This window comes from Klebsiella sp. w6 (assembly GCF_033100215.1).
GTDB lineage: Bacteria > Pseudomonadota > Gammaproteobacteria > Enterobacterales > Enterobacteriaceae > Klebsiella > Klebsiella variicola.
On the sequence record NZ_CP136907.1, the window covers coordinates 4,147,993 to 4,168,668 of the forward strand.

General features: G+C 59.5%; 20 protein-coding genes. 7 read left to right on the forward strand and 13 right to left on the reverse strand.

Annotated elements, in window-relative coordinates; genetic code table 11:
* The first annotated feature begins 78 nt into the window (after window positions 1-78).
* On the forward strand, window positions 79-327 hold the full coding sequence (locus R0140_RS20375) for a DUF1158 domain-containing protein (RefSeq protein WP_008805539.1): 249 nt from the start codon (window positions 79-81) through the stop codon (window positions 325-327).
* Between the two features lie 16 nt (window positions 328-343).
* On the opposite strand, the gene R0140_RS20380 is transcribed toward R0140_RS20375, so the two are convergent.
* Window positions 344-685 (reverse strand): RamA family antibiotic efflux transcriptional regulator, encoded by a 342-nt coding sequence (locus tag R0140_RS20380; RefSeq protein ID WP_002893035.1) that lies wholly within the window; start codon window positions 683-685, stop codon window positions 344-346.
* 30 nt (window positions 686-715) lie between these two features.
* The gene (locus R0140_RS20385; protein ID WP_162493283.1) at window positions 716-1,831 is read right to left on the reverse strand and encodes an MBL fold metallo-hydrolase; all 1,116 of its coding nucleotides are present in this window, start codon (window positions 1,829-1,831) and stop codon (window positions 716-718) included.
* A 179-nt stretch (window positions 1,832-2,010) separates the two neighbouring features.
* On the opposite strand from R0140_RS20385, the gene R0140_RS20390 reads away from it, so the two are divergent.
* The 3 genes from R0140_RS20390 to nfsB all read left to right on the forward strand — a co-directional run bounded on the left by R0140_RS20390 (window position 2,011) and on the right by nfsB (window position 3,733).
* Window positions 2,011-2,592, forward strand: coding sequence for a TetR/AcrR family transcriptional regulator (locus R0140_RS20390; RefSeq protein WP_012968754.1), 582 nt, complete (start codon window positions 2,011-2,013; stop codon window positions 2,590-2,592).
* A complete protein-coding gene (locus tag R0140_RS20395) occupies window positions 2,592-2,960 on the forward strand; it encodes an MmcQ/YjbR family DNA-binding protein (RefSeq protein ID WP_008805536.1) in 369 nt (122 codons plus the stop codon). Before R0140_RS20390 ends, R0140_RS20395 begins: the two co-directional genes overlap by 1 nt.
* Window positions 2,961-3,079: 119 nt before the next feature.
* Window positions 3,080-3,733, forward strand: coding sequence for an oxygen-insensitive NAD(P)H nitroreductase (nfsB, locus tag R0140_RS20400; protein ID WP_012968755.1), 654 nt, complete (start codon window positions 3,080-3,082; stop codon window positions 3,731-3,733).
* A 435-nt stretch (window positions 3,734-4,168) separates the two neighbouring features.
* Here nfsB and R0140_RS20405 read toward each other — a convergent pair whose 3' ends face one another.
* The 4 genes from R0140_RS20405 to R0140_RS20420 all read right to left on the reverse strand — a co-directional run bounded on the left by R0140_RS20405 (window position 4,169) and on the right by R0140_RS20420 (window position 7,390).
* A complete protein-coding gene (locus tag R0140_RS20405; protein WP_012542525.1) occupies window positions 4,169-4,456 on the reverse strand; it encodes a helix-turn-helix domain-containing protein in 288 nt (95 codons plus the stop codon).
* A complete protein-coding gene (locus R0140_RS20410; RefSeq protein ID WP_012542526.1) occupies window positions 4,449-4,766 on the reverse strand; it encodes a type II toxin-antitoxin system RelE/ParE family toxin in 318 nt (105 codons plus the stop codon). Before R0140_RS20410 ends, R0140_RS20405 begins: the two co-directional genes overlap by 8 nt.
* 184 nt (window positions 4,767-4,950) lie before the next feature.
* Entirely contained in the window at window positions 4,951-5,994 is a 1,044-nt protein-coding gene (locus tag R0140_RS20415; RefSeq protein ID WP_016160437.1) for a DUF2157 domain-containing protein, read from the reverse strand.
* A 529-nt stretch (window positions 5,995-6,523) separates the two neighbouring features.
* Window positions 6,524-7,390: a helix-turn-helix transcriptional regulator gene (locus R0140_RS20420; protein ID WP_008805530.1), complete on the reverse strand. Its 867-nt coding sequence runs from the start codon at window positions 7,388-7,390 to the stop codon at window positions 6,524-6,526.
* Window positions 7,391-7,498: 108 nt separating this feature from the next.
* Between R0140_RS20420 and R0140_RS20425 the strand changes: the two genes are divergently transcribed.
* Window positions 7,499-8,926 (forward strand): MFS transporter, encoded by a 1,428-nt coding sequence (locus tag R0140_RS20425; RefSeq protein ID WP_023297179.1) that lies wholly within the window; start codon window positions 7,499-7,501, stop codon window positions 8,924-8,926.
* A 70-nt stretch (window positions 8,927-8,996) separates the two neighbouring features.
* Complete coding sequence (locus tag R0140_RS20430; RefSeq protein WP_004202471.1) at window positions 8,997-10,241, forward strand: mechanosensitive ion channel family protein; 1,245 nt, start codon at window positions 8,997-8,999, stop codon at window positions 10,239-10,241.
* A 3-nt stretch (window positions 10,242-10,244) separates the two neighbouring features.
* On the opposite strand, the gene R0140_RS20435 is transcribed toward R0140_RS20430, so the two are convergent.
* Window positions 10,245-11,225 carry a LacI family DNA-binding transcriptional regulator gene (locus R0140_RS20435; protein ID WP_012968759.1) on the reverse strand — a complete coding sequence of 327 codons (981 nt, stop codon included), beginning with the start codon at window positions 11,223-11,225 and terminating at the stop codon, window positions 10,245-10,247.
* Window positions 11,226-11,458: 233 nt separating this feature from the next.
* Here R0140_RS20435 and R0140_RS20440 point away from each other — a divergent pair, with 233 nt between their 5' ends.
* On the forward strand, window positions 11,459-11,875 hold the full coding sequence (locus tag R0140_RS20440) for an Exc2 family lipoprotein (protein ID WP_004183289.1): 417 nt from the start codon (window positions 11,459-11,461) through the stop codon (window positions 11,873-11,875).
* 19 nt (window positions 11,876-11,894) lie between these two features.
* Here R0140_RS20440 and R0140_RS20445 read toward each other — a convergent pair whose 3' ends face one another.
* The 6 genes from R0140_RS20445 to R0140_RS20470 form a co-directional block, all read right to left on the reverse strand.
* Complete coding sequence (locus R0140_RS20445; RefSeq protein ID WP_012542529.1) at window positions 11,895-13,046, reverse strand: Gfo/Idh/MocA family protein; 1,152 nt, start codon at window positions 13,044-13,046, stop codon at window positions 11,895-11,897.
* Between the two features lies 1 nt (window position 13,047).
* Complete coding sequence (locus R0140_RS20450; protein WP_032729529.1) at window positions 13,048-14,070, reverse strand: sugar phosphate isomerase/epimerase family protein; 1,023 nt, start codon at window positions 14,068-14,070, stop codon at window positions 13,048-13,050.
* A 16-nt stretch (window positions 14,071-14,086) separates the two neighbouring features.
* A complete protein-coding gene (locus tag R0140_RS20455) occupies window positions 14,087-15,292 on the reverse strand; it encodes an MFS transporter (protein WP_012542531.1) in 1,206 nt (401 codons plus the stop codon).
* 187 nt (window positions 15,293-15,479) lie between these two features.
* Entirely contained in the window at window positions 15,480-16,856 is a 1,377-nt protein-coding gene (pheP, locus tag R0140_RS20460) for a phenylalanine transporter (protein ID WP_012968762.1), read from the reverse strand.
* A 106-nt stretch (window positions 16,857-16,962) separates the two neighbouring features.
* Window positions 16,963-19,161, reverse strand: a complete 2,199-nt coding sequence (locus tag R0140_RS20465; RefSeq protein ID WP_317703883.1) for a TonB-dependent receptor — start codon at window positions 19,159-19,161, stop codon at window positions 16,963-16,965.
* 59 nt (window positions 19,162-19,220) lie between these two features.
* On the reverse strand, window positions 19,221-20,303 hold the full coding sequence (locus R0140_RS20470) for a YncE family protein (RefSeq protein ID WP_022065420.1): 1,083 nt from the start codon (window positions 20,301-20,303) through the stop codon (window positions 19,221-19,223).
* Window positions 20,304-20,676: the final 373 nt, after the last annotated feature.

Below are 20,676 nucleotides of genomic sequence, written 5' to 3' on the forward strand. Positions count from 1 at the left end.
AGAGTAAAAAAACAAAGCATATTGCGTTAAGCATTATTTTACCGGACAATATGTTTTTTAACTGATGATTAACATGACATGAAACATCCGCTGGAAACGCTGCTCTCCGCCGCCGGGATCTTACTGCTGGCCCTGCTCTCCTGTCTGCTGTTGCCCGCGCCTTCGCTGGGCCTGACGCTGGCGCAAAAGCTGGTTGAGACATTCCATATGATGGATCTCAACCAGCTCTATACGGTGTTGTTTTGTCTGTGGTTCTTAGCGCTGGGCACCCTTGAATTTCTGGTGCTGCGCTGGGTGTGGCGTCGCTGGTTTTCCCTCGAACGGTAAACCAGGAGAGCGCGCCTCAGTGGGCGCGGCTGTGGTTTTCTTTGCGGTAGGCGCCCGGCGGCTGGTTGAAGGTCCGGGTGAAGACGCGGGTAAAGGTCTGTTGCGAATCGAAGCCATACTTCAGGCAGATATCGTAGACCCGCTGATCGGTGTCGCGCAGATCGCGGGCGGCCAGCAGCAGCTTCCTTTCACGAATATAGCGCCCAAGGCTCTCTCCCTTGTACTGTAAAAACAGCCGTTGCAGATGCCATTTCGAATACCCGGCATGGCGAGCGATATCATCAATACGCAGCGGTTGATGCAGGTTGTCATCAATCCACTCGACGATAGTGTCAATCACCTGAGCGGAAATCGTCATATGCTCTCTCCTCTGAAACTGCACTGGCGCTTAGCGCCACCAGGCGTTAAATGATTGCGTCTTATCGGCGACCCACAGCGGCTCGCCCTGCATAGGCGTCAGCAGACGCCAGGCCCTTCCTTCGCTGGCAGCCGCCAGCCGTTGATACGGTTCATCCCAGCTGTGTTTCGCCAGAACAAACCGTCCTGCATGCCCAGGCAGCACCGCGCGGGCGCGCAGGTCGTCGGCAGCCTGAGCCGTTTCATCCGGCATCATGTGAATATATTTCCAGTCCTGGTCATACTGCCCGTTCTCCATGATCGCCAGATCAACCGGACCAAATTCATCACCAATCGCTTTGAAGTGCGGCCCATAGCCGCTGTCGCCGCTGTAATAAATTTTTTGCTGCGGGGTGACGAACAGAAAACTGGCCCACAGCGTCTGGTTACGCTTCAGTCCGCGGCCGGAAAAGTGCCGCGCCGGCAGAACGTGAACGGTGAATTCATCGCTGACCGGGATCGCCTGCTGCCAGTCCGCTTCGGTAATCAGCGCCCCGTCCATCCCCCAGTAGCGCAGATGCGACCCGACGCCCAGCGGCGTAATGACCCGCTTAATTTTCGGCAGCAAGGCGCGGATGGTGGCGTAATCCAGATGGTCGTAGTGATCGTGGGAGATGATCAGCAGATCGATGTCTGGCATCCCTTCCGCCCGCCACGGATAGTCGCCGGGAAAGGCTTTATTGATAAAGGAGAACGGCGCCGCGTAATCGCTGAACACCGGATCGATCAGGATACGTTTTCCTGCCAGCTGCAGGTACCAGGAGGAGTGGCCGAGCCAGACCATCACATCCTGCCCCAGGGGCAGCGTCGCCAGGTCGGTCTTCACCAGCGGCAGCGGCTGAGCGGGACGGGCGTTTTCCCGTTTGGTCATCAGGAAATCCCACCACGCCGCCAGCATATTTTTCTGCCCGGTGAACCCTGGCGTGGGCAATTGGTTATGGAACTGGCCGTCCCGGTAGTGGGGAGACGCTTCCACCTGGCTAAGCTGTGCCCCCTGCGGCGCCTTACCAAAACCGGCATTGAGGACAAACGGCAATGTCGTTGCTGCTGCGAGTAACATGATGGCGACCACGCTAAAAGTGACACGGTTCATATCCTGACCAGACAAAAGCCCCCATCCCGGAGGCTTTGTGATATAACTTGATTATGAGTGAGTACGCACTCATTATTAGGAAAGTGATGAAAGTCGTCAAGACGATTTTCAATTTTTGCGTTCCGCCGTTGCAGCGACCTGGTCAGACGTGCAAAGATCGGCGGTTTGTTTAAACCTGCGTGAGGAAAAAAGTAGTGGCTCGTCCAAAGAGTGAAGATAAAAAGCAAGCGTTACTGGAAGCTGCCACCGCGGCTTTCGCCCAGTCCGGCATCGCCGCCTCGACGTCGGCCATCGCCCGCAGCGCTGGGGTGGCCGAGGGGACGCTGTTTCGCTATTTCGCCACCAAGGATGAGTTGCTCAACGAGCTGTACCTCGCGATTAAGCTGCGCCTGGTGCGCACAATGATCGCCGGGCTGGATCCGCACGAAAAGCGCCCGAAAGAGAACGCGCGCAATATCTGGAACAGCTATATCGACTGGGGGGTGCGCAACCCGATGGAGCACAAGGCGATCCGCCGGATGGCGCTTAGCGAGCGCATCACCGACGAAACCCGTCGCCAGGTAAAAGAGAGCTTCCCGGAGCTCAACGAAATGTGCCAGCTGTCGGTGAAAGAGATTTTTCTCAGCGAGGCGTACCGCGCCTTTGGCGATGCCCTGTTTCTGTCGCTGGCGGAGACCACCATCGAATTCGCCAGCCACGATCCGCAGCGCGCCCGGGAGATTATCGCCCTCGGCTTTGAAGCCATGTGGAACGCCCTGCATGAGGCGGACGCCTAATGACCCCCGAGATGCTGCATCCCTGCGCTCATCGTATCGCCCTGACCTACCCGTTTACCGAGCACTGCTGGCCTTTTGGGCCAGAGTACGACGTGTTTAAGGTCGATGGCCGTATCTTTATGATCACCATGACCATTCGCGGCCGGGCGCTGGTCAACCTGAAGGCTGAGCCGCAGAAGTCGCTGCTCAATCAGGAAATTTATCGCAGTATCGAACCGGGCTACCATATGAACAAGAAACACTGGATCACGGTGGTGCCGGGAGAGGATATCAGCGAGGATCTGCTGGCCGAGCTGATTGACGATTCGTGGCATCAGGTGGTGAACAAGCTGAGTAAAAAGGCCCAGCAGCGCCTGCGTCCGCGCTGATTTTCAGCCAAATGCGATAAGTGTTATCGCATTTTTCACCCTTATCATTTGGCGATCTTCGCTGTACTCTTCCTCTCCTTAACGCACCGGTAAGGTGCTGTAAACTGTGAGGAAGAGTTATGGATATCGTATCGGTCGCTTTAAAGCGCTATTCCACCAAGGCCTTTGACGCCACGAAAAAGCTGACTGCCAGCGAAGCCGAACAGCTGAAAACGCTGCTGCAGTACAGCCCGTCTAGCACCAACTCCCAGCCGTGGCACTTTATCGTCGCCAGCACCGATGAAGGGAAAGCTCGCGTAGCCAAAGCCGCCAGCGGCACCTACGTGTTCAACGAACGCAAAATTCTCGACGCCTCGCACGTGGTGGTGTTCTGCGCGAAAACCGCGATGGACGACGCCTGGCTGCAGCGTGTGGTGGATCAGGAAGAGGCCGATGGCCGTTTCGCCACCCCGGACGCAAAAGCCGCTAACCACAAGGGTCGTACCTTCTTTGCCGATATGCACCGCAAAGAGCTGAAAGATGACGATCAGTGGATGGCGAAGCAGGTGTATCTCAACGTCGGCAATTTCCTGCTGGGCGTGGCGGCGATGGGCCTCGACGCCGTGCCGATCGAAGGGATTGATTTTGCGATCCTCGATGAGGAATTTGACCTGAAAGCCCAGGGCTACACCAGCCTGGTGGTGGTCCCGGTTGGCCACCATAGCGTGGAAGATTTCAACGCCACCCTGCCGAAGTCGCGTCTGCCGCAGTCGACGACCATTACCGAGATTTAATCTCTCCACCAGGCGCCTTTCACCGGGCGCCTCTGGTGCTGCTTGTTATTGCCGGGTGGCGGCTACGCCTGACCCGGCCTACATAACAATGTATATCATATAGTTACCTCTCACCGTAGGCCCGCGCAAGCGCAGCGCCGCCGGGCAGCGGGTGCGGAGCGGCTTTTATGCCGGGCGGCGGCTCACGCCTTGCCCGGCCTGGGGTTCGTGCGACCTGTTGGTGATTTACCCATTTGCGCGACTGAAACTGCCGGTTTCTCCCTCTCCCTGTGGGAGAGGGCCGGGGTGAGGGCAGCAGAGCGCACCCATTCACTGTTCCCCGGAACCGTAGCCCGATGCGCCGTTGTTTTGTCGGGTGGCGCTTCGCTTACCCGACCTACGGTCCGTGCGGCCTGTCGTTAATTTGAGCCGGTAAGTGAATCGCCACCGAGGGCGTTAGTAAAGTAAAATTTGTGGGTGCTTTATTCCACAGGCTAACGCGTATCGCGTTAAGGTATCCAGACTGGCGCGGGTGATATTGGCTTCCATTCTGGAGACCGTCGGCGCACTCACCCCCATCCTCTGCGCCACCTGGGCTCGGGTCAGCCCCGCCTGCTCGCGCCATTGCGCCAGCATAGTACGTAATCGCTGTTGACGTTCTTGCGCATCGAATGCAGCCTGAACCTCAGGCTGGCTAAGCAGTTCTGTTTTTAACGTATCCCAGTCAATGATCTTTTTACTCATTGCGCATCTCCTCTAATCGCTTCAGCGCCAGGCGAATTTCCGATGACGGGGTTTTTTGCGTTTTCTTGACAAAAACCCGTAGCAGAAAGAGCGTCTTGCCTTGCTGAAAAACGTAGATCCCTCGCCCCTGTACCGAACCTAACGCACGAATTTCAAATAGCCCCTGCCCCAGCGGTTTACTGTCAGGTTCTCTCAGCGCGGTGGGATTTTGGCGTAACTTGTCTATTTGCCGGATCATCTTCGCCTGGACAATGGGCGGAAGCGCCTGCAATTCCTTTTTAACGTCCACATGCACAACCAATCTGAACATCAGACTCCCTTCTTCTGGAGGTTAGCATAGAAGACAAATTGCCTTAAAGGCTAATTTTTGAGATGCCCGGCAAGCCTATGCTCATTTGCAGCCAATCGCAGAAAAATGTGCTGAAACTGGAATCAGGGACGAAAAAAGGCCGCGACTGAGCGCGGCCTGAGGGGTTAGCGTTCTCAACGCGAGCTTATTTTTTCTCCACCTGCCCTTCGCCGGCGTGCCAGATGCGCTCGGCATAGCGGCCAATCACCGCCAGCGAGACGGCAAGGATCAGGAAAAACAGCACTTTGTGCATCCCGTTCCAGAAAAACTCAAAGAAACGGGTATAGAGATTGATCGCCAGGAAGGTTAGTCCGAAGCCGCGCAGCATTCCGTCATCGGTTTTCAGGCTGATAAAAATGCAGACGCCGGCCGCTACGGCAAACAGCAGCCCCCACGGCAAGAGTCGCGCCTGGCTCACCTGGTACCAGCTGTCTGCGTCGTAATTGCCGAAAATCGACAGGATCCACAGCGCAATAAACAGGTACGTGAGGCCCATCGCCTTGCTGACGGTAAACAGCTGCCGCTGGCGAAGCAGGGATTGCGCGCCGTAGCAGAGCGCCAGCAGCGCGCCGCCGAACAGGACGAAGCGAATCGGGTAGTTCATGCCCAGCCAGTAGGCGCCCCACCCCGAGACGTAGCCGGTTTCCGCGCCGAACCAGTTGCCCAGCGCCAGCAGAAAAAAGAGCCACACCAGCCCGGAGCGGGCAATATAGCCGATGGCGCCGTAAATCACGCATCCGGCCAGAAACAGCGGTGCGATATGGCCGCTGCCGTTATCCAGCCGTTCGCCAAGCTGCCATAGCGACACGGCGGTAAAGACGACGCCCAGAAACAAAATCGCCTCGGTGCTGTAGTGCCACTGCCTCTCCCGCCGCTGGCGGCGAAAACCCCAGCCGTAGCAGGCGACCGCCAGCAGCGCAGGCAGCAGGATCCGCGTCAGCGCCGAGTGGCTGAACAGGCTCAGCAGCCACGCCACCAGCTCGCTGTCGGCAAACAGGCTGCCCAGAGCAATCAGCACGCAGGCCAGCGCGGTCCAGAAGGCGTAGCGGCTCAGGCGCCGCCAGTCGAAGGGGGAGACGCGCAGCGTGTGCGCCAGCCGCTGACTGTCCGACGGGGTTAACTCCCCGCTGGCCTGCCAGGCGTTCAGCGCGCGCTGAATAATGCGCTGCTCTTTTCGGGTTACGTTCATAGGCATTCCTTGAGACTGATGACAAACCTGTTTTCGCTAATGTGCTCGCCTTTCTGCCGGGTGGCGGCGTACGCCTTACCCGGCCTACAAACCCAAATCACCGCGGGTCCTGGGGCTGCTGAAACTGCCGATGCTGGCGGCCTCAACATCGCTGAGACGTTCCCGGAAGGCCGGGGCAGCCCGCATGGATGCGGGCTGAGGGCCGTGTTTTGCACGGACGCTGCCTCGGCCCGACCCGAAGCCTGCAGGGATAAGTCGAAGGCACCACGCAGTGGCGATGTTGCTGGCCGGAGCCCGGGGGTACAGGGGGCGGCGGCGACTGGCCGCCCCCTGTGCGCTCCCTGCGCCATGAGTGACATAACGCAGAAGGCGTATCGGGAGCGCAATGTGTGCTGAAGTCGTAGATCACATACAGGACTTCCCGACAGTGCTTTCCCTACCCCTCTCCCGGAGGGTAAGGGAACCGTCCAGCAGCGCCGGCCGGGAATACCCGAAGATGGCACATTGCCAGCCATCTGATTCCCTGTGATTAATGTTGGTCCAGCCACGCCAGCGCCTGCTCGCCCGCCTCGTCCATCGGCAGATAGACCAGCAGGCGCGAACCGTTGCGCGGCGCCGAATACCAGTACATCTGCTGCAGACTGAATCGCCCGAGCTGCGGGTGGTTAAAATGTTTAATCTGGTTTTCCACACCGCGCACCTCGTAACGCTGATGCCACAGCGCTTCAAACTCCGACGAGGCGGCGAAAAAGCGCGCCAGCTTGTTTTCCCACGCCGGATCGCCACGGTGCTCGGCCATCGCGGCGCGGAAATAGGAGACGAAGGTCGGCAGCACATCGCGATTTTCGATCCGGCTGCGCCAGGTCTCATGGGTCAGATAGAGATAAATACAGTTGCGATCTTCTTCCGGGAGGGTGGCGAAATCGATGCCCATCAGGCGGCAGAAGCTGTCGTTCCAGGCCACAATATCAAAGTTCGGTTTCTGAATGCTGGCCGGCTGCGGCATCAGGCTGTCCAGCATCCGGCGGGTGCCGGGGCTGATGCCTTCGCACACCGTCACCTGGGTGGCTTCCGGCGGGGTCAGCCCGGCCAGTACGAACAGGTGCCGGGTCTCCAGCGGACTGCACTGCAGGGCATTCGCGACCCCCACCAGCACCGCCTCCGACGGATTCACCTCCCGCCCCTGCTCCAGCCAGGTGTACCAGGTGACGCCGACGTCGGCGAGCATCGCCACCTCTTCCCGACGCAGGCCCGGCGTGCGCCGGCGGCCCACGCGGGGCAACCCCAGGCGCTGCGGATCGAGGCTTTCGCGGCGGGCGCGCAAAAATGCCCCCAGCTGTTTGCGTCGATCGTCCGGCACGGCGATCGTCAACTCCCGTTGCGGCATCGTGGTCATCACCCCTCCAGCATAGTAGTGCCAGTACCAGTATAGACAGGAACTGGTACCCGTTTAATTTATCGGTAATGCTACGTCGGTCTGCTGAATGACGCAATGGAGAATCCCATGAATACGTCTGCTGTTTCACCCGGCCGCGCCGGTCTGTTGCTGCTGCTGGGCGGCCAGATGCTGCCGCTTATTGATACCTCGATCACCAATGTGGCGCTGGACGCCATCACCCACACCCTGGCGGCCAGCGCCACGCAGCTGGAGCTTATCGTCGCGCTCTACGGCGTCGCCTTTGCCGTCTGCCTGGCGATGGGCAGTAAGCTTGGCGATAACTATGGCCGCCGGCGCCTGTTTATGTGGGGCGTCGCCCTCTTTGGCATCGCTTCCCTGCTGTGCGGGATGGCGAACAGCATCAGCGCCCTGCTGGCGGCCCGCACCCTGCAGGGCGCCGGGGCGGCGCTGATTGTGCCGCAGATCCTCGCCACCCTGCACGTGACCCTCAAAGGCCCCGCCCACGCCCGGGCCATCAGCCTGTATGGCGGCATCGGCGGGATCGCCTTTATTGTCGGACAGATGGGCGGCGGCTGGCTGGTATCGGCGGACATCGCCGGGCTGGGCTGGCGCAACGCCTTTTTTATCAATGTGCCGATCTGCCTGCTGGTGTTGGCTCTGAGCCGCCGCTATGTGCCGGAAACCCGTCGCGAGACGCCGTCGCGTATTGACTGGCAGGGCACGCTGTACCTCGCGCTGATCCTCTGCTGCTTGCTGTTCCCGATGGCCCTCGGTCCGGAGCTGCACTGGCCGCTGTGGCTGCAGCTGATGCTGGTGGCGGTCCTGCCGCTGCTGTTCGCCATGCGTCAGAGCGCCCTGCGCCAGCAGCAGCGCGGCGACCATCCCCTGCTGCCGCCGCGTCTGCTGCAGTTGACCAGCATCCGCTTCGGGATGGCCATCGCCCTGCTATTTTTCAGCGCCTGGTCCGGCTTTATGTTCTGCATGGCGCTGACCATGCAGGAGGGGCTGGGGATGGCGCCGTGGCAGTCCGGCAATAGCTTTATCGCCCTCGGCGTGGCCTATTTTATTTCGGCGCTGTATGCCCCGCGGCTTATCGCCCGCCACAGCATGGGGCGGATCCTGTTGACTGGTCTGGCGGTGCAGATCGCCGGGCTACTGCTGCTGTGCGCCACCTTCTCCCGCTTCGGCATCGCCACCACCGCCCTGACGCTGGTCCCCGCCACGGCGCTGATCGGCTACGGTCAGGCGCTGATCGTCAACAGCTTTTACCGGATTGGCATGCGCGATATCAGCGCCAGCGACGCCGGGGCCGGGAGCGCCATCCTCAGCACCCTGCAGCAGGCGACCCTCGGTCTCGGACCGGCTATCCTTGGTTCGCTGTTCCTGGCGCTGGCCCGTCGCGGCGGCGGAAACTATCCGCAGGCGCTGATTGATTTTCTGCTGGTCGAGGTGGCCATGATGCTGTTGCTGGGGGCGATCGCGCTGTGGCTGCGCCATCATCTCAACCGACAGCCGGCGACGGTAGCGTCGTAATACCGGCGGCGGTGATTTGCATAATAGCTATCCAGCGGTCATCATACCCGCTGGATATTCAGGAGACGTTATGCAGGAATTAATATCGCAAATTGCCGCCTTAGGAATCGAAATAACCCCCACCCGCTCGCTGATGATTATCTTCGGCATTATCTTATTCACCGCCGTGGTCGTGCATCTGATATTGCACAAAGTGGTCCTGCGCGCTTTTGAAAAACGGGCGTTGGCCAGCAGCCATCTGTGGCTGCAAATCATCACGCAGAATAAACTCTTTCACCGACTGGCCTTTACCCTGCAGGGGATCATCGTCAACGTGCAGGCGGTGCTGTGGCTGCAAAAAGGCAGCGAGGCCGCGGAAATATTAACCACCGTGGCTCAGCTATGGGTGATGATATATGCCATGCTGTCCTTCTTCTCGCTGCTGGATGTGATCTTAAAGCTGGCGCAGAAATTTCCTGCCGCCTCTCAGCTGCCGCTGAAGGGGATATTCCAGGGGATTAAGCTGGTGACGGCGATTATTATCGGCATCCTGATTATTTCGCTGCTGATAGGCCAGTCACCGGCAATCCTGATTAGCGGGCTCGGCGCGATGGCCGCGGTGCTGATGCTGGTGTTTAAAGATCCGATCCTCGGTCTGGTGGCCGGTATCCAGCTCTCTGCCAACGATATGCTCAAGCTTGGCGACTGGCTGGAGATGCCGAAGTACGGCGCCGACGGCGCGGTGATCGATATCGGCCTCACCACGGTCAAGGTACGCAACTGGGACAACACCATCACCACCATTCCAACCTGGTCGCTGGTCTCCGACTCGTTTAAAAACTGGAGCGGCATGTCGGCCTCCGGCGGCCGCCGCATCAAACGCAGCCTCAACATCGACACCACCAGCATTCATTTTCTTGATGAACAGGAGCAGCAGCGCCTGATCCGGGCGAAGTTGCTTAAGCCCTATATGGATTCGCGCCACGAGGAGATTAGCGCCTGGAACCAGCAGTACGCCGGGGAACAGTCGGTTCTCAATGAGCGGCGAATGACCAATGTCGGCACCTTCCGCGCCTATCTGCAGGAGTATTTACGCCATCATCCACGCATCCGCCAGGATATGACCCTGATGGTGCGCCAGCTGGCGCCGGATGCCAACGGGTTGCCCATCGAGATCTACTGCTTCACCAACACCGTGGTGTGGGCGGAATATGAGGGGATCCAGGCGGATATTTTCGACCATGTCTTCGCCGTGGTGGAGGAGTTTGGCTTACGCATTCATCAAACGCCCACCGGCAACGACATTCGCGCGCTGGCGGGCGCCTTCTCCCGCTGATCCTCAGGCGCTGGCGCGGGCTATCACGCGCCAGTCCATCATCACCCGCTCGACGGCGGCGTCGGGATCGTCGATGCGTTTCATTAACAGATCCACCGCCGTGCGGCCGATCGCCCGGGAGGGCTGTTCGACGGTGGTCAGCTGCGGGGAGACCACTTCCGCCAGCTCGGTGCCGTCGAAGCCGATCACCGCGATATCCTCCGGCACCCGCAGTCCGGCCTGGTCAATCGCCCGCAGCGCCCCGGCAGCAAGTGAGTCCGAAACGGCAAACACCGCGTCGGGCTGCTCGTCTTGCGACAGCAGCTGCTCCATCGCCCGTTTACCGGCCGCCGCGCTAAGATCCTGCGCGTAAGTCACCTGCTGATACACCAGACCGTGCACGTGCAGCACGCTTTTATAGCCGCGCTCGCGCAGACGGGCATAGCGATAGCTCAGGTCGTGATTAATGAGCGCAATGCGGCGGCGGCCGCTATCGGCCAGTCGGGACACCGCCCCCTGAGCCGCCTCGACGTCGTTAATCCCGACGCAGGAGATGCTGCCGGTGTCGGCATACTCCGCGCACTGCACCCAGGGCGCATCGCCAATCATGGTGGTCAGTTCCGGCAGGCTGGAGAGCGCGTTCATGGTAATAATGCCGTCGACCATTTTGCCGGAGAGCAGCTGCAGGCCCGAGGTCGAGCGGGCCAGATCCGACCCGGAGTTACACAGCAGAATGCGGTAGCCATTCTTCTCCGCCTCTTCTTCTATCCCTTTCACCACCTCGGCGCAAAAGGGGTTAGCGATATTGGAGACCATCACCAGGATCATATTGCTGCGAGCGGTTCGCAGCTGACGCGCCAGCAGGTTCGGCTGATAGTTGCTCTCTTTGATCGCCTGCAGCACGCGCTCACGGTTTTTGGCTTTTACCGTATCGCTGTTGTTCAGCACCCGCGACACCGTGGCCACCGAGACGCCGGCCAGACGAGCAATTTTCTGAATAGACATAAACCCTGCACTTCCTGCGATAGAGGTGGATCCTGCAGGCTATCATAAATGACCTCTGGTCAGCCTGCCAGCCTGGCGCGAAAGCGCGGGAACGCACGAGAAAACTATTAAAAATCAGGGCTTCTCTCCCACGCCGTTAACGCGCATCCTTTTGCCGTTCCACCCGGTTCGCGCTCTGGCGACAGCCCCCCTGGCGCCCTATTTCTTCGTTTATGATTAAGGATGATATCTCCATGAGGCTCTCCACCGCGGTTCTCGCCCTCAGCTGTGCCCTGGCAACGATCACCGGCTGCACCTCGTCAAAATCGTCACCGGAACGCCACGCTTACGCGTTTGTCGCCCACCGCTCCGATTTTGTCGGCGGCAATTTCACCGTCAACCGCCAGGAAAATTACCGTTTAAACCTGCCGACCTTCACGGCAATGTACGCCCGCGGCCAGCAGGATAAAGCCGCTGGCATGAGTGAAAGCGACGCCCGCCGCACCGCTGAGGCCATCAAACAACAGGCGGCGCAGGGCACCCGCACCGAGCACGCCTTTACCGGCAACGCCAGCGACAAATGGGATAATGCGATGGAAAATAAAGATGCCGTCCTGTTCGGCAACGAGCTCTCCGGTGCCTATCTCGACGGCTATCTTGGGGTGAAATAATCCTGCGCCCCGCCTGCGCTCAGCGTTCGACGCTGACCCAGCGCTGCTGCTGATGGCTTTTGACGATCGCCTCGATGATGTACATCACATCGGCGCCGTCGTCGAAAGCGGCGAAGCGCCGGGCCCCGGCCTCCGGCATCTTCCCGGCGCGCACCGCCTGATAAAAATGCCCCATCATATTCTTGAAGGCATCCGGCCAGCCCTCAATATGGCCGCCGGGATAATGGGCGCTGGCGGCGGCCTCCGGCCGCAGCAGGCTCGGGTCGTCGCTGAGCAGGCGATCCGGCTGCTCGCGGTGGCCGATCCACAGTCGCTGGGGCACTTCCTGATCCCAGGCCAGAGAACAGAGGCTGCCGTTAATCTCCACCGCCAGACGGTTTTTCCGCCCGGCGCTCACCTGGGAGACCATCAAGCTGCCTTTGCTGCCATCGTCAAAACGCAACAGCACCGAGCCAAAGTCCTCAGTATCGACAGGCCGGGTTTCATATGCCTGCGCCTCGTGAACGGCGCTGAAGGTCGCTTTACCATTGACCGGCGCTTTACGCGTTGGCCAGACAATCGACAGATCCGCCATCACCTCGACAATCCGCCGACCGGTCATAAACTGTACGGTATCGCACCAGTGGGAGCCGATGTCGGCCACCGTCCGCGACGCGCCCCCCTGCGCCGAATCGACCCGCCAGTTGTAGTCGGTCTCCAGCAGCATCCAGTCCTGTAAATAGCTGCCGTGCGCCGCGAAGATCCTGCCGACCTCGCCATGGCGGATCATCGCCGCCGCCTGCTGGACCATGGCGAACTGGCGATAGACGAAGCTGACGCCATGCACCACGCCGGCCCGGGCGGCAAGCGCCACCAGCTCCCGCGCCTCCTCCGCCGTCATACACAGCGGCTTTTCCGAGAAGACGTGCAGCCCGGCGGCGAGGATCTGCCGGTTAATCTGGGCATGCAGATGGTTCGGCGTACAGTTATGCACCACCTGCAGCCCCGGATGGGCCAGCAGCGCCTCCACGCTGTCGTAGGCATGGGCAATGTTCAGCGCCTGCGCCTTGCGCTGCGCCGCCTCAAGGCGGCTGTCGCACAGCGCCACGACCTCGACATCTCCCAGCCGCCGCAGCGCCTCCAGATGCGCCGGGCCAATAAACCCTGCCCCGATTATCGCAACCTGAATCATGTTATTCCCTCCCGCCGGCGGCAAAGTCATCGAAGGCCCGTCCGGCAACGGGAATGATATGGCGGCGGATAAACTCGCTGCCCTCGCGCGCGCCGGTCTCGGCGTCCTTCAGGCAGCACTCCCACTCCAGCACCGCCCAGCCGTCAAAATCATATTCGGTCAGCTTACTGAACACCCCTTTGAAGTCGATCTGCCCGTCGCCAGGAGAGCGGAAACGCCCGGCCCGCTGCTGCCAGGGCTGGTATCCGCCATAGACGCCATTGCGCCCGTTGCGGCGAAATTCGGCGTCCTTGACGTGAAACGCTTTAATACGCGAGTGATAGATATCGATATAGGTCAGATAGTCCATCTGCTGCAGATGCAGGTGGCTCGGGTCATAGAGCATATTGCAGCGCGGATGGTTATCCACCAGCGCGAGAAAACGCTCAAAGGTCACGCCATCGTGCAGATCTTCGCCGGGGTGGATCTCATAGCAGACATCGACGCCCTGTTCGTCGAAGTGGTCCAGCAGCGGCCGCCAGCGCCGGGCCAGCTCGGCAAAGGCCTCATCCAGAAGCGGCTGATTGTGCGGCGGCCACGGATAAAAAAAGGGCCATGCCAGCGCCCCGGAAAAGGTCGCATGGGCCTTCAGCCCCAGACGGCCGGAGGCCACTGCCGCCTGGCGCACTTTCTCCACCGCCCAGCGCTGGCGCGCCTGCGGATCGCCATGTAACGCGGCTGGGGCAAAGGCGTCAAACGCCGCGTCATACGCCGGATGCACCGCCACCAGTTGCCCTTCAAGATGAGTGGACAGCTCGCTGATGACCAGCCCATGCTCCGCCAGGGTGCCGCGGACCTCGTCGCAGTAGGTCTGGCTCGCCGCCGCCCGCTCGACATCGAAAATCGCCGGGTGGTTGCAGGGGATCTGCAATGCCTTGTACCTCAGGCCGGCGGCCCACTGCGCCATCCCCGCCAGGGTGTTGAACGGCGCCTGCGGGCCGATAAACTGCGCCAGAAAAATGCCCGGTCCCTTAATCGTTTTCATACCCCCTCCTGAAAAATTAGTGCGGCTCTTTCTCGTTGTACTGGAAAGAGAAAAGGAAAATCAGCGCGATAACCGCGGCGGCCACCGCCGGGATCCACCAGAAGGTCACCCAGGCCTGCGGCACGCTCTGGCCGGCCACCAGATGGTTATACAGCGCGCCGGAGATCTGCGAGCCCAGCAGCATGCCGATCCCGTAGGTGAACATCACAATCATGCTCTGCGCCTGGCCTTTGACCTTCTCGCCCGCCACGCGGTCGGTGTAGATAAAACCGACGACAAAGAAAAAGTCATAGCACACGCCGTGCAGCAAAATGCCCAGATAGAGCAGGAAGCGCCCCTCTTCGCTGACCCCGAGGGCAAAAAAGGCGTAGCGGACAAACCACGCCACCATGCCGATGAGCAGCATATATTTCACCCCGAGGCGACGGAACAGCAGCGGGATCACCAGCATAAAGACGATCTCTGACATCTGGCCGAACGACATCGCGGTGCTGACATCCTTGACGCCGGCATCCGCCAGATACGACGCGGTATAGGCGTAATAGGTGCCTAACGGCACGGAAATTAAGGTGGCGCAGAGGGAGAAAATCAGGAAGTGACGGGTTTTCAGCAGCGCGAAGGCGTCCGCGCACAGCAGATCGCGAAACTGCACCGGCATGCCTTTGGCCGGCGCCGGGGTATGCGGCAGCGTCAGGCTGTAGATCGCCAGCGCCACCGAACAGAGCGCCGCCACGGTGAAGATGCCGGTGGTATCAGAGATGCCGGTCACCCCGATGCAGATCCCGGCGATAATCCAGCCGATGGTGCCGAACACGCGGACCACCGGGAAGGTTTTATCGATATTGGCCAGGCTGTGGAACGCAATATTGTTGGTCAGCGCCAGGGTCGGCATATAGCACAGCGTATAGCCGAACAGCAGGCCAATCAGCAGGGCGCCGTTCTGCGCCACCAGCGCCTGGGGGACAAACCACAGGATCGCCGCCCCGGCCAGGTGCATCACCGCCATCACCTTCTGCGAGGCGAAAAAGCGGTCCACCAGCATCCCCAGCACAAAGGGGGACAGAATGGAGGCGATCGGCCCGGCGGAGAACGCATCGCCGATCAGCAGTGACATCTCATAGCGGGTCATCACCAGCCCCAGGGTCACCGACCAGCTGCCCCAGATAAAGAACTGCATAAACATCATTAACGACAACCGCGGCACCAGAAAACGGTGGCTCACGCGGACACTTTCCCGACCTTCTGTTGTTGTGACCATGTTGCTCGCCCTCAGAAAAGTAATCGATTACAAAATAGCTCAACACAAAAGTAATCGATTACAAAAAGAAGATCGTCAGGCAAATTCCCCACCTGCGAAGAGGATCACAATAAAAAGGCAGGCAGCCCCGCCGGACGGCGGGACGTCTCGCTTACGCCGGGCGGCGCAGCAGTTTGAAGGCGATAAACAGGAACAGGATCCACACCGGCAGCAGGATTGCCGACAGGCGCATGCCGTCGATAGTGCACATCAGCACCAGAATCAACCCAAGGAAAGCAATGCAGAAGTAGTTGCTGGCGGGCGCCAGCAGCGCTTTGAACTTCGATTCACGCCCTTTGCGGCGCTGGGCGGCACGGAACTTCAGGTGCGCCATACAGATCATGATCCAGTTCAGGAGCAGCGTCGCCACCACCAGGGCCATCAGCAGCCCCAGCGCTTCATGCGGCAGCAGGTAGTTCAGCACCACCACCAGCGAGGTAATGACGCCTGACAGCAGCAGCGAATTCACCGGCACGCCGCGTTTGCTGACGCGGGCGAGGAACGTCGGCGCATTGCCCTGCACCGACAGGCCGAACAGCATCCGGCTGTTGGAGTACACACCGCTGTTATAGACCGACAGCGAGGCCACCAGAATGACGAAGTTCAGCGCGGAGGCCACCATGTTGCTGTCGAGATGATGGAAAATCATCACAAACGGACTGCTGTCGGATTTGATCTCCACCCACGGGTAGAGCGCCAGCAGCACCACCAGCGAACCGATATAGAACAGCAGGATACGATAAACCACCTGGTTCACCGCTTTCGGGATGCTCTTTTCCGGGTTTTGCGCTTCGGCGGCGGTGATGCCGATAAGTTCCAGCCCGCCGAAGGAGAACATAATCACCGCCAGCGACAGAATAAGACCGTGCCAGCCGGTGGCGAGGAAGCCGCCGTGTTTCCACAGGTTGTCGAACCCGGCTTTGCTGCCGCCGTGGCCGCCAAACAGCATCCACAGGCCAAAGGCAATCATGCCGATAATCGCCAGCACCTTAATCAGTGCGAACCAGAACTCCGCTTCGCCATACAGACGGACGTTGACCAGGTTGACGGCGTTAATAATGAGGAAGAAGGCCGCCGCCCAAACCCAGGTGGGCACGTCGGGGAGCCAGTACTGCATGTAGATCCCGGCGGCGGTCAGTTCCGCCATCCCTACCAGCACGAACATCACCCAGTAGTTCCAGCCGGACAGGAAACCAGCGAACGGGCCCCAGTATTTGTAGGCAAAGTGGGCAAAGGAGCCGGATACTGGCTCTTCCACCACCATCTCGCCCAGCTGGCGCATGATCAGAAAAGCGACAATCCCGGCCACGGCGTAGCCCAATAAGACCGCCGGGCCAGCCATTTGAATCGCAGGACCAATGCCAAGAAACAGGCCGGTACCAATCGCGCCGCCAAGGGCGATAAGTTGAATGTGTCGGTTCTGTAAACCGCGATGAAGCGTCGGGCCGCTCTCTTCTACGGCATCCGACGACGTTGACGCGTCTTTCACGTCGTTCCCCTGTGTGTTTTTGTGAAGGGGCACCTTTTATCACTTAGGGGGAATTGTCGCAAGTTGCGCGGGGCGAGCGTCAGCCGCCCGCCCCGCTTTTTTAGCGTCAGAAGTCGTAGCTCATTGAGACGCGCACGGTACGCGGATCGCCTTCGAACAGATAGGTACCGGTATCGTCAATGCCAGACCAGTACTTCTCGTTGGTCACGTTGGTCACCCCGACGCGCCAGGTCATTTCGTTCTGGTCGGCGTTCAGGCGCATACGATAGCGCAGGCCTAAATCCAGGGTGGTGTAGCTATCCAGCTTCTTGGTATTGGCCGCATCAGCATACTGCGACCCGCTATGATTGACGCGCGCAGTGGCGGTCAGGCCTTCCACCGGCTTGATATCATACTCGGCGCCGAGCACCGAGTAGAAGTTAGCCACCCCGATGGCATCTTTACCGTCGGTTGCGCCTTTAGCGGTTTTAGTCTGTTTGGCATCCAGCCACACCGTACTGGCGTTAAGACGCAGCCCCAGCATCGGCTCGCCGAAGACGTTCATCTCTACGCCGCGGTTACGCTGCTCGCCGTCGAGGCCGTAATTGCCAGCGGTATCGGAAATAGCGTTCGGTTTTTTGATTTCAAACAGCGCCAGCGATCCGCCGATCGTTCCGTAGTCGATCTTGACGCCCACTTCGTCCTGCTTCGAGTGCGCGATCCCGGTACTCTGCCCGGCATTGGCCGCCGTCGTCGGCGCCACAGAGCCCGGCTGCAGCGCTTCGGTATGGTTAGCATACAGCGACAGCTGCTCCCACGGCTTGTACACCAGGCCAAACGTCGGCATCCAGCGGCTTTGGGTATAACGCGAAGAAGTATCTTCCAGCCCGGTGGCGTTGCTGTAGTTGCGCACAACCACTTTCTGATGACGAGCGGCGGCGGTAAACAGCACTTTATCGTTAAAGAAGCCGAGGGTATCACTCAGCAGCCAGCCCTGCGTACGGCTGCGCGAGGTGACCAGCGGATCGTGGTAGTTGCCGCCAAAATAGGCGTTATCCGGCATCGCCACATCACGGTTGTCATAGATATTGGTGGTCGGATTCTTCGCCGACATCCGCCAGGCGGTAGCATCGGTATGCACCTGCGCCGCATAGCCGAGGTTCACCTTATGCGAAATCGCGCCGGTATTGAAATCGCCGCGTACCCCGCCCATGCCGCTGATCGCGTCAATAATGCGGTTAGTATCCAGGCGGCCCACCGTCGCATCGCCGTTTTTATTCAGAAGCTTCGGCGCGCTGTAGGTGCCAATTTCATGCGAATGCTGGCCGCCGAGGGCGCTGTATACCGTCCAGCTATCGGTCAGGTCATATTCTGCCTTCGCCATGCCGAATTCGCTTTCGATATCGCTATAGCCCCACTTCTGGCTGTAGTTTTTGCTGTTGTCCGGCAGCGCCGGAACGAAATCCACGCCGCTGATATTGACGCCCATCGTACCGCCGTGGAACGTTTTCTTCTGGTAGTCGAAATCGAGCGAGGAGCGGAAACGGTCGCCGCGGTAATCAAGCCCCAGCGAAGCCAGCGTAGTACGACGTTTATCATTATCGATAGCGCCTTCACCCTCGCGATGCACCAGGTTGACCCGGGCGCCGAACTGGTTGTTGTCGCCGAAACGGCGTCCCAGGTCGAGGGTGCCGCCCACCTGAGAATCAGAGGTATAGTCGACGCCAACGCGCGCGGTCGGCAGATCTTCCGCCCGTTTCGGCTCAAGGTTAATCATCCCGCCGACGCCGCTGCTGGCCGCACCGTTAAGCAGGCTGTTAGCTCCTTTGAAAATTTCAACGCGCTCCAGCATCTGGGTGTCCATCACCTGACGCGGCACCACGCCCGCCAGGCCGCCCATGGTCATGTCATCGCCATCGAGCTTAAACCCGCGGATTCGATAGGTCTCGGCGAAGTTGCCGTAGCCCTGTACGGCCTGCACGCCAGCGTCGTTACTGACGACATCGGCGATGGTTTTCGCCTGCTGATCCTGAATCAGCTTCGAGGTATAGCCGATAACGTTAAAAGGAACGTCCATCGCCTTTTGTTCGCCAAGCATCCCCAGACGGCCGCCGTGAGCGATCTGCCCGTCGAGGAATGCCGGAACCACCAGGTCGCCGCCGGATTTAAAATCGCTGGTTTCGTTAGCCTCGACGATGAGGGTCTCTTCGCCAGGTTGCTTCGCGGCGGCAGCGTCCGCGGCCATCGCCGTTTGACTGGCAGCGCCGATGGCTAAGGCCAGCAGCGTTTTACGCAGCGGGAAGGATGAATAGTGCGTGGTGTGCATAATTTGCCCCATGGATGAGGATAAATGAATCAAAGGGCCCGTCGCCGGACCCGTTATTTTTATTGCGCGTTCAGGTCAATGCGTACGACGCTGTCCGGGCCTTTTGTGGAGTGGTCTTTATTGAAGGGCTGTTTGACGGTGACAAATAGCGTCTGACCATCGGCGGAAAGCAGCAGGCTGTTGGGATTGGCCGGCAGCGCCCAGCTTTTCTTCAGCGTGTAGCGGCTGGCGTCAAGGCTGATAACCTTGCCGGATTCACGCTGCGAAATATAAATTTCGTGGCGTTTCTTATTGAACTGCACTGCCAGCGAATCGCCGACGTCGAGCTGTTTAAGCAGCTTGCCGCTGTGGATATCCAGCACCAGAGTGGTTTTCGCTTTCGAGTTATCAGTCACAAACAGGCGGCCGGTGTCGCTATCTTCGGCCATATTAAGCAGCAGCGCTGGCTTGTCGCCCAGCGGCTTCCAGCGCTGTTCAATGCGCTGGTTATGTGGGTTGATCACCAGAATTTCACCGCTGCCGTTAGCGGCGTACACGCGACCGGTTTGTGCGGAGTAGTGCAGGCCGGTCATCCATTTACCGGTATTTTTAATCCGTGTTTTCAGCTTCAGAGTGGTGGCGTCAACCACCCAGATTTGCGCCGGGTCGGCGACCGCACCAACGTAGAGAGTATTGTTCAGCAACAGCAGCTGACGGGCCCCATAAGGGCGACCTTTTTCATTGCGCTCGCTGAACAGCAGGCGGTTTTTTACCTTGCCGGTGGCGGTGTCGATAGCGCTGATGCCGCCGTCCAGCGAATTGCTGACATACAGCGTTTTACCCTCCGCAGAGAGCTGTAAAGCGAAGTTTTTCAGATCGGTGTGCGTCAGGCCGATGGTATTGAGGGTGTGCGGATCCAGTGTGTAGACCGCCCCGCCCTGCACATTTTTAAAGCCTTCGGCGCTGGCGACGTACAGCGCATCACCCTGCGGGCTTAACGCCATCTCGTACAGCCCTTCCGCTAGCTGGCGCTGCAGCGGTTGCGCCACGTTAGGGGCTGGCGAGTCGACAACCGGTTGGGAAACGGCAGAGGAATGAGGCGTCGCGCAGCCGCTTAACGCCGCGCTGATGGCCAGCGTCAACGTCGGAAGTGTGTATTTCATTGGATCAACCCTATAAAAAATCAATGACCCGATGGACGCGCAGCGACCGATATTGTCTGTTTCCAGCCTGCTGTCTTTACGTCACCCTACGCCTTCGCGACTCTTAGTGAACGACTCACTGGCGCAGCTCGAACCTTGCCAAAATTACGAATGAAAAAGAGAATGAGAACTATACTCATTATCTAATGTCAAACAAGTCCTGGCGGGCAAAAAAGATAATCTGCTGATTTTTTTTACGGCAATGGCGGATAACGAGGGGAAGAAAGGATCCGCGAAGGGAAAAAGAGTCCCGGAAGCGAGGCAGTGCCCCCTCCCGGTTTCAGGGCCAGAAGGCGCAGGATGTGTCGCCCATCTGGCGCAAAACGACACATGA

What these genes read in the sequence shown, in the direction of transcription:
- R0140_RS20435 (WP_012968759.1), bottom strand. Translation starts at nt 11,225, where the DNA reads ATGTCTATTCAGAAAATTGCTCGTCTGGCCGGCGTCTCGGTGGCCACG.
- nfsB (WP_012968755.1), top strand. Translation starts at nt 3,080, where the DNA reads ATGGATATCGTATCGGTCGCTTTAAAGCGCTATTCCACCAAGGCCTTT.
- R0140_RS20450 (WP_032729529.1), bottom strand. Translation starts at nt 14,070, where the DNA reads ATGAAAACGATTAAGGGACCGGGCATTTTTCTGGCGCAGTTTATCGGC.
- R0140_RS20405 (WP_012542525.1), bottom strand. Translation starts at nt 4,456, where the DNA reads ATGAGTAAAAAGATCATTGACTGGGATACGTTAAAAACAGAACTGCTT.
- R0140_RS20380 (WP_002893035.1), bottom strand. Translation starts at nt 685, where the DNA reads ATGACGATTTCCGCTCAGGTGATTGACACTATCGTCGAGTGGATTGAT.
- R0140_RS20445 (WP_012542529.1), bottom strand. Translation starts at nt 13,046, where the DNA reads ATGATTCAGGTTGCGATAATCGGGGCAGGGTTTATTGGCCCGGCGCAT.
- R0140_RS20395 (WP_008805536.1), top strand. Translation starts at nt 2,592, where the DNA reads ATGACCCCCGAGATGCTGCATCCCTGCGCTCATCGTATCGCCCTGACC.
- R0140_RS20415 (WP_016160437.1), bottom strand. Translation starts at nt 5,994, where the DNA reads ATGAACGTAACCCGAAAAGAGCAGCGCATTATTCAGCGCGCGCTGAAC.
- R0140_RS20470 (WP_022065420.1), bottom strand. Translation starts at nt 20,303, where the DNA reads ATGAAATACACACTTCCGACGTTGACGCTGGCCATCAGCGCGGCGTTA.
- R0140_RS20465 (WP_317703883.1), bottom strand. Translation starts at nt 19,161, where the DNA reads ATGCACACCACGCACTATTCATCCTTCCCGCTGCGTAAAACGCTGCTG.
- R0140_RS20410 (WP_012542526.1), bottom strand. Translation starts at nt 4,766, where the DNA reads ATGTTCAGATTGGTTGTGCATGTGGACGTTAAAAAGGAATTGCAGGCG.
- R0140_RS20440 (WP_004183289.1), top strand. Translation starts at nt 11,459, where the DNA reads ATGAGGCTCTCCACCGCGGTTCTCGCCCTCAGCTGTGCCCTGGCAACG.
- R0140_RS20425 (WP_023297179.1), top strand. Translation starts at nt 7,499, where the DNA reads ATGAATACGTCTGCTGTTTCACCCGGCCGCGCCGGTCTGTTGCTGCTG.
- R0140_RS20375 (WP_008805539.1), top strand. Translation starts at nt 79, where the DNA reads ATGAAACATCCGCTGGAAACGCTGCTCTCCGCCGCCGGGATCTTACTG.
- R0140_RS20430 (WP_004202471.1), top strand. Translation starts at nt 8,997, where the DNA reads ATGCAGGAATTAATATCGCAAATTGCCGCCTTAGGAATCGAAATAACC.
- R0140_RS20420 (WP_008805530.1), bottom strand. Translation starts at nt 7,390, where the DNA reads ATGACCACGATGCCGCAACGGGAGTTGACGATCGCCGTGCCGGACGAT.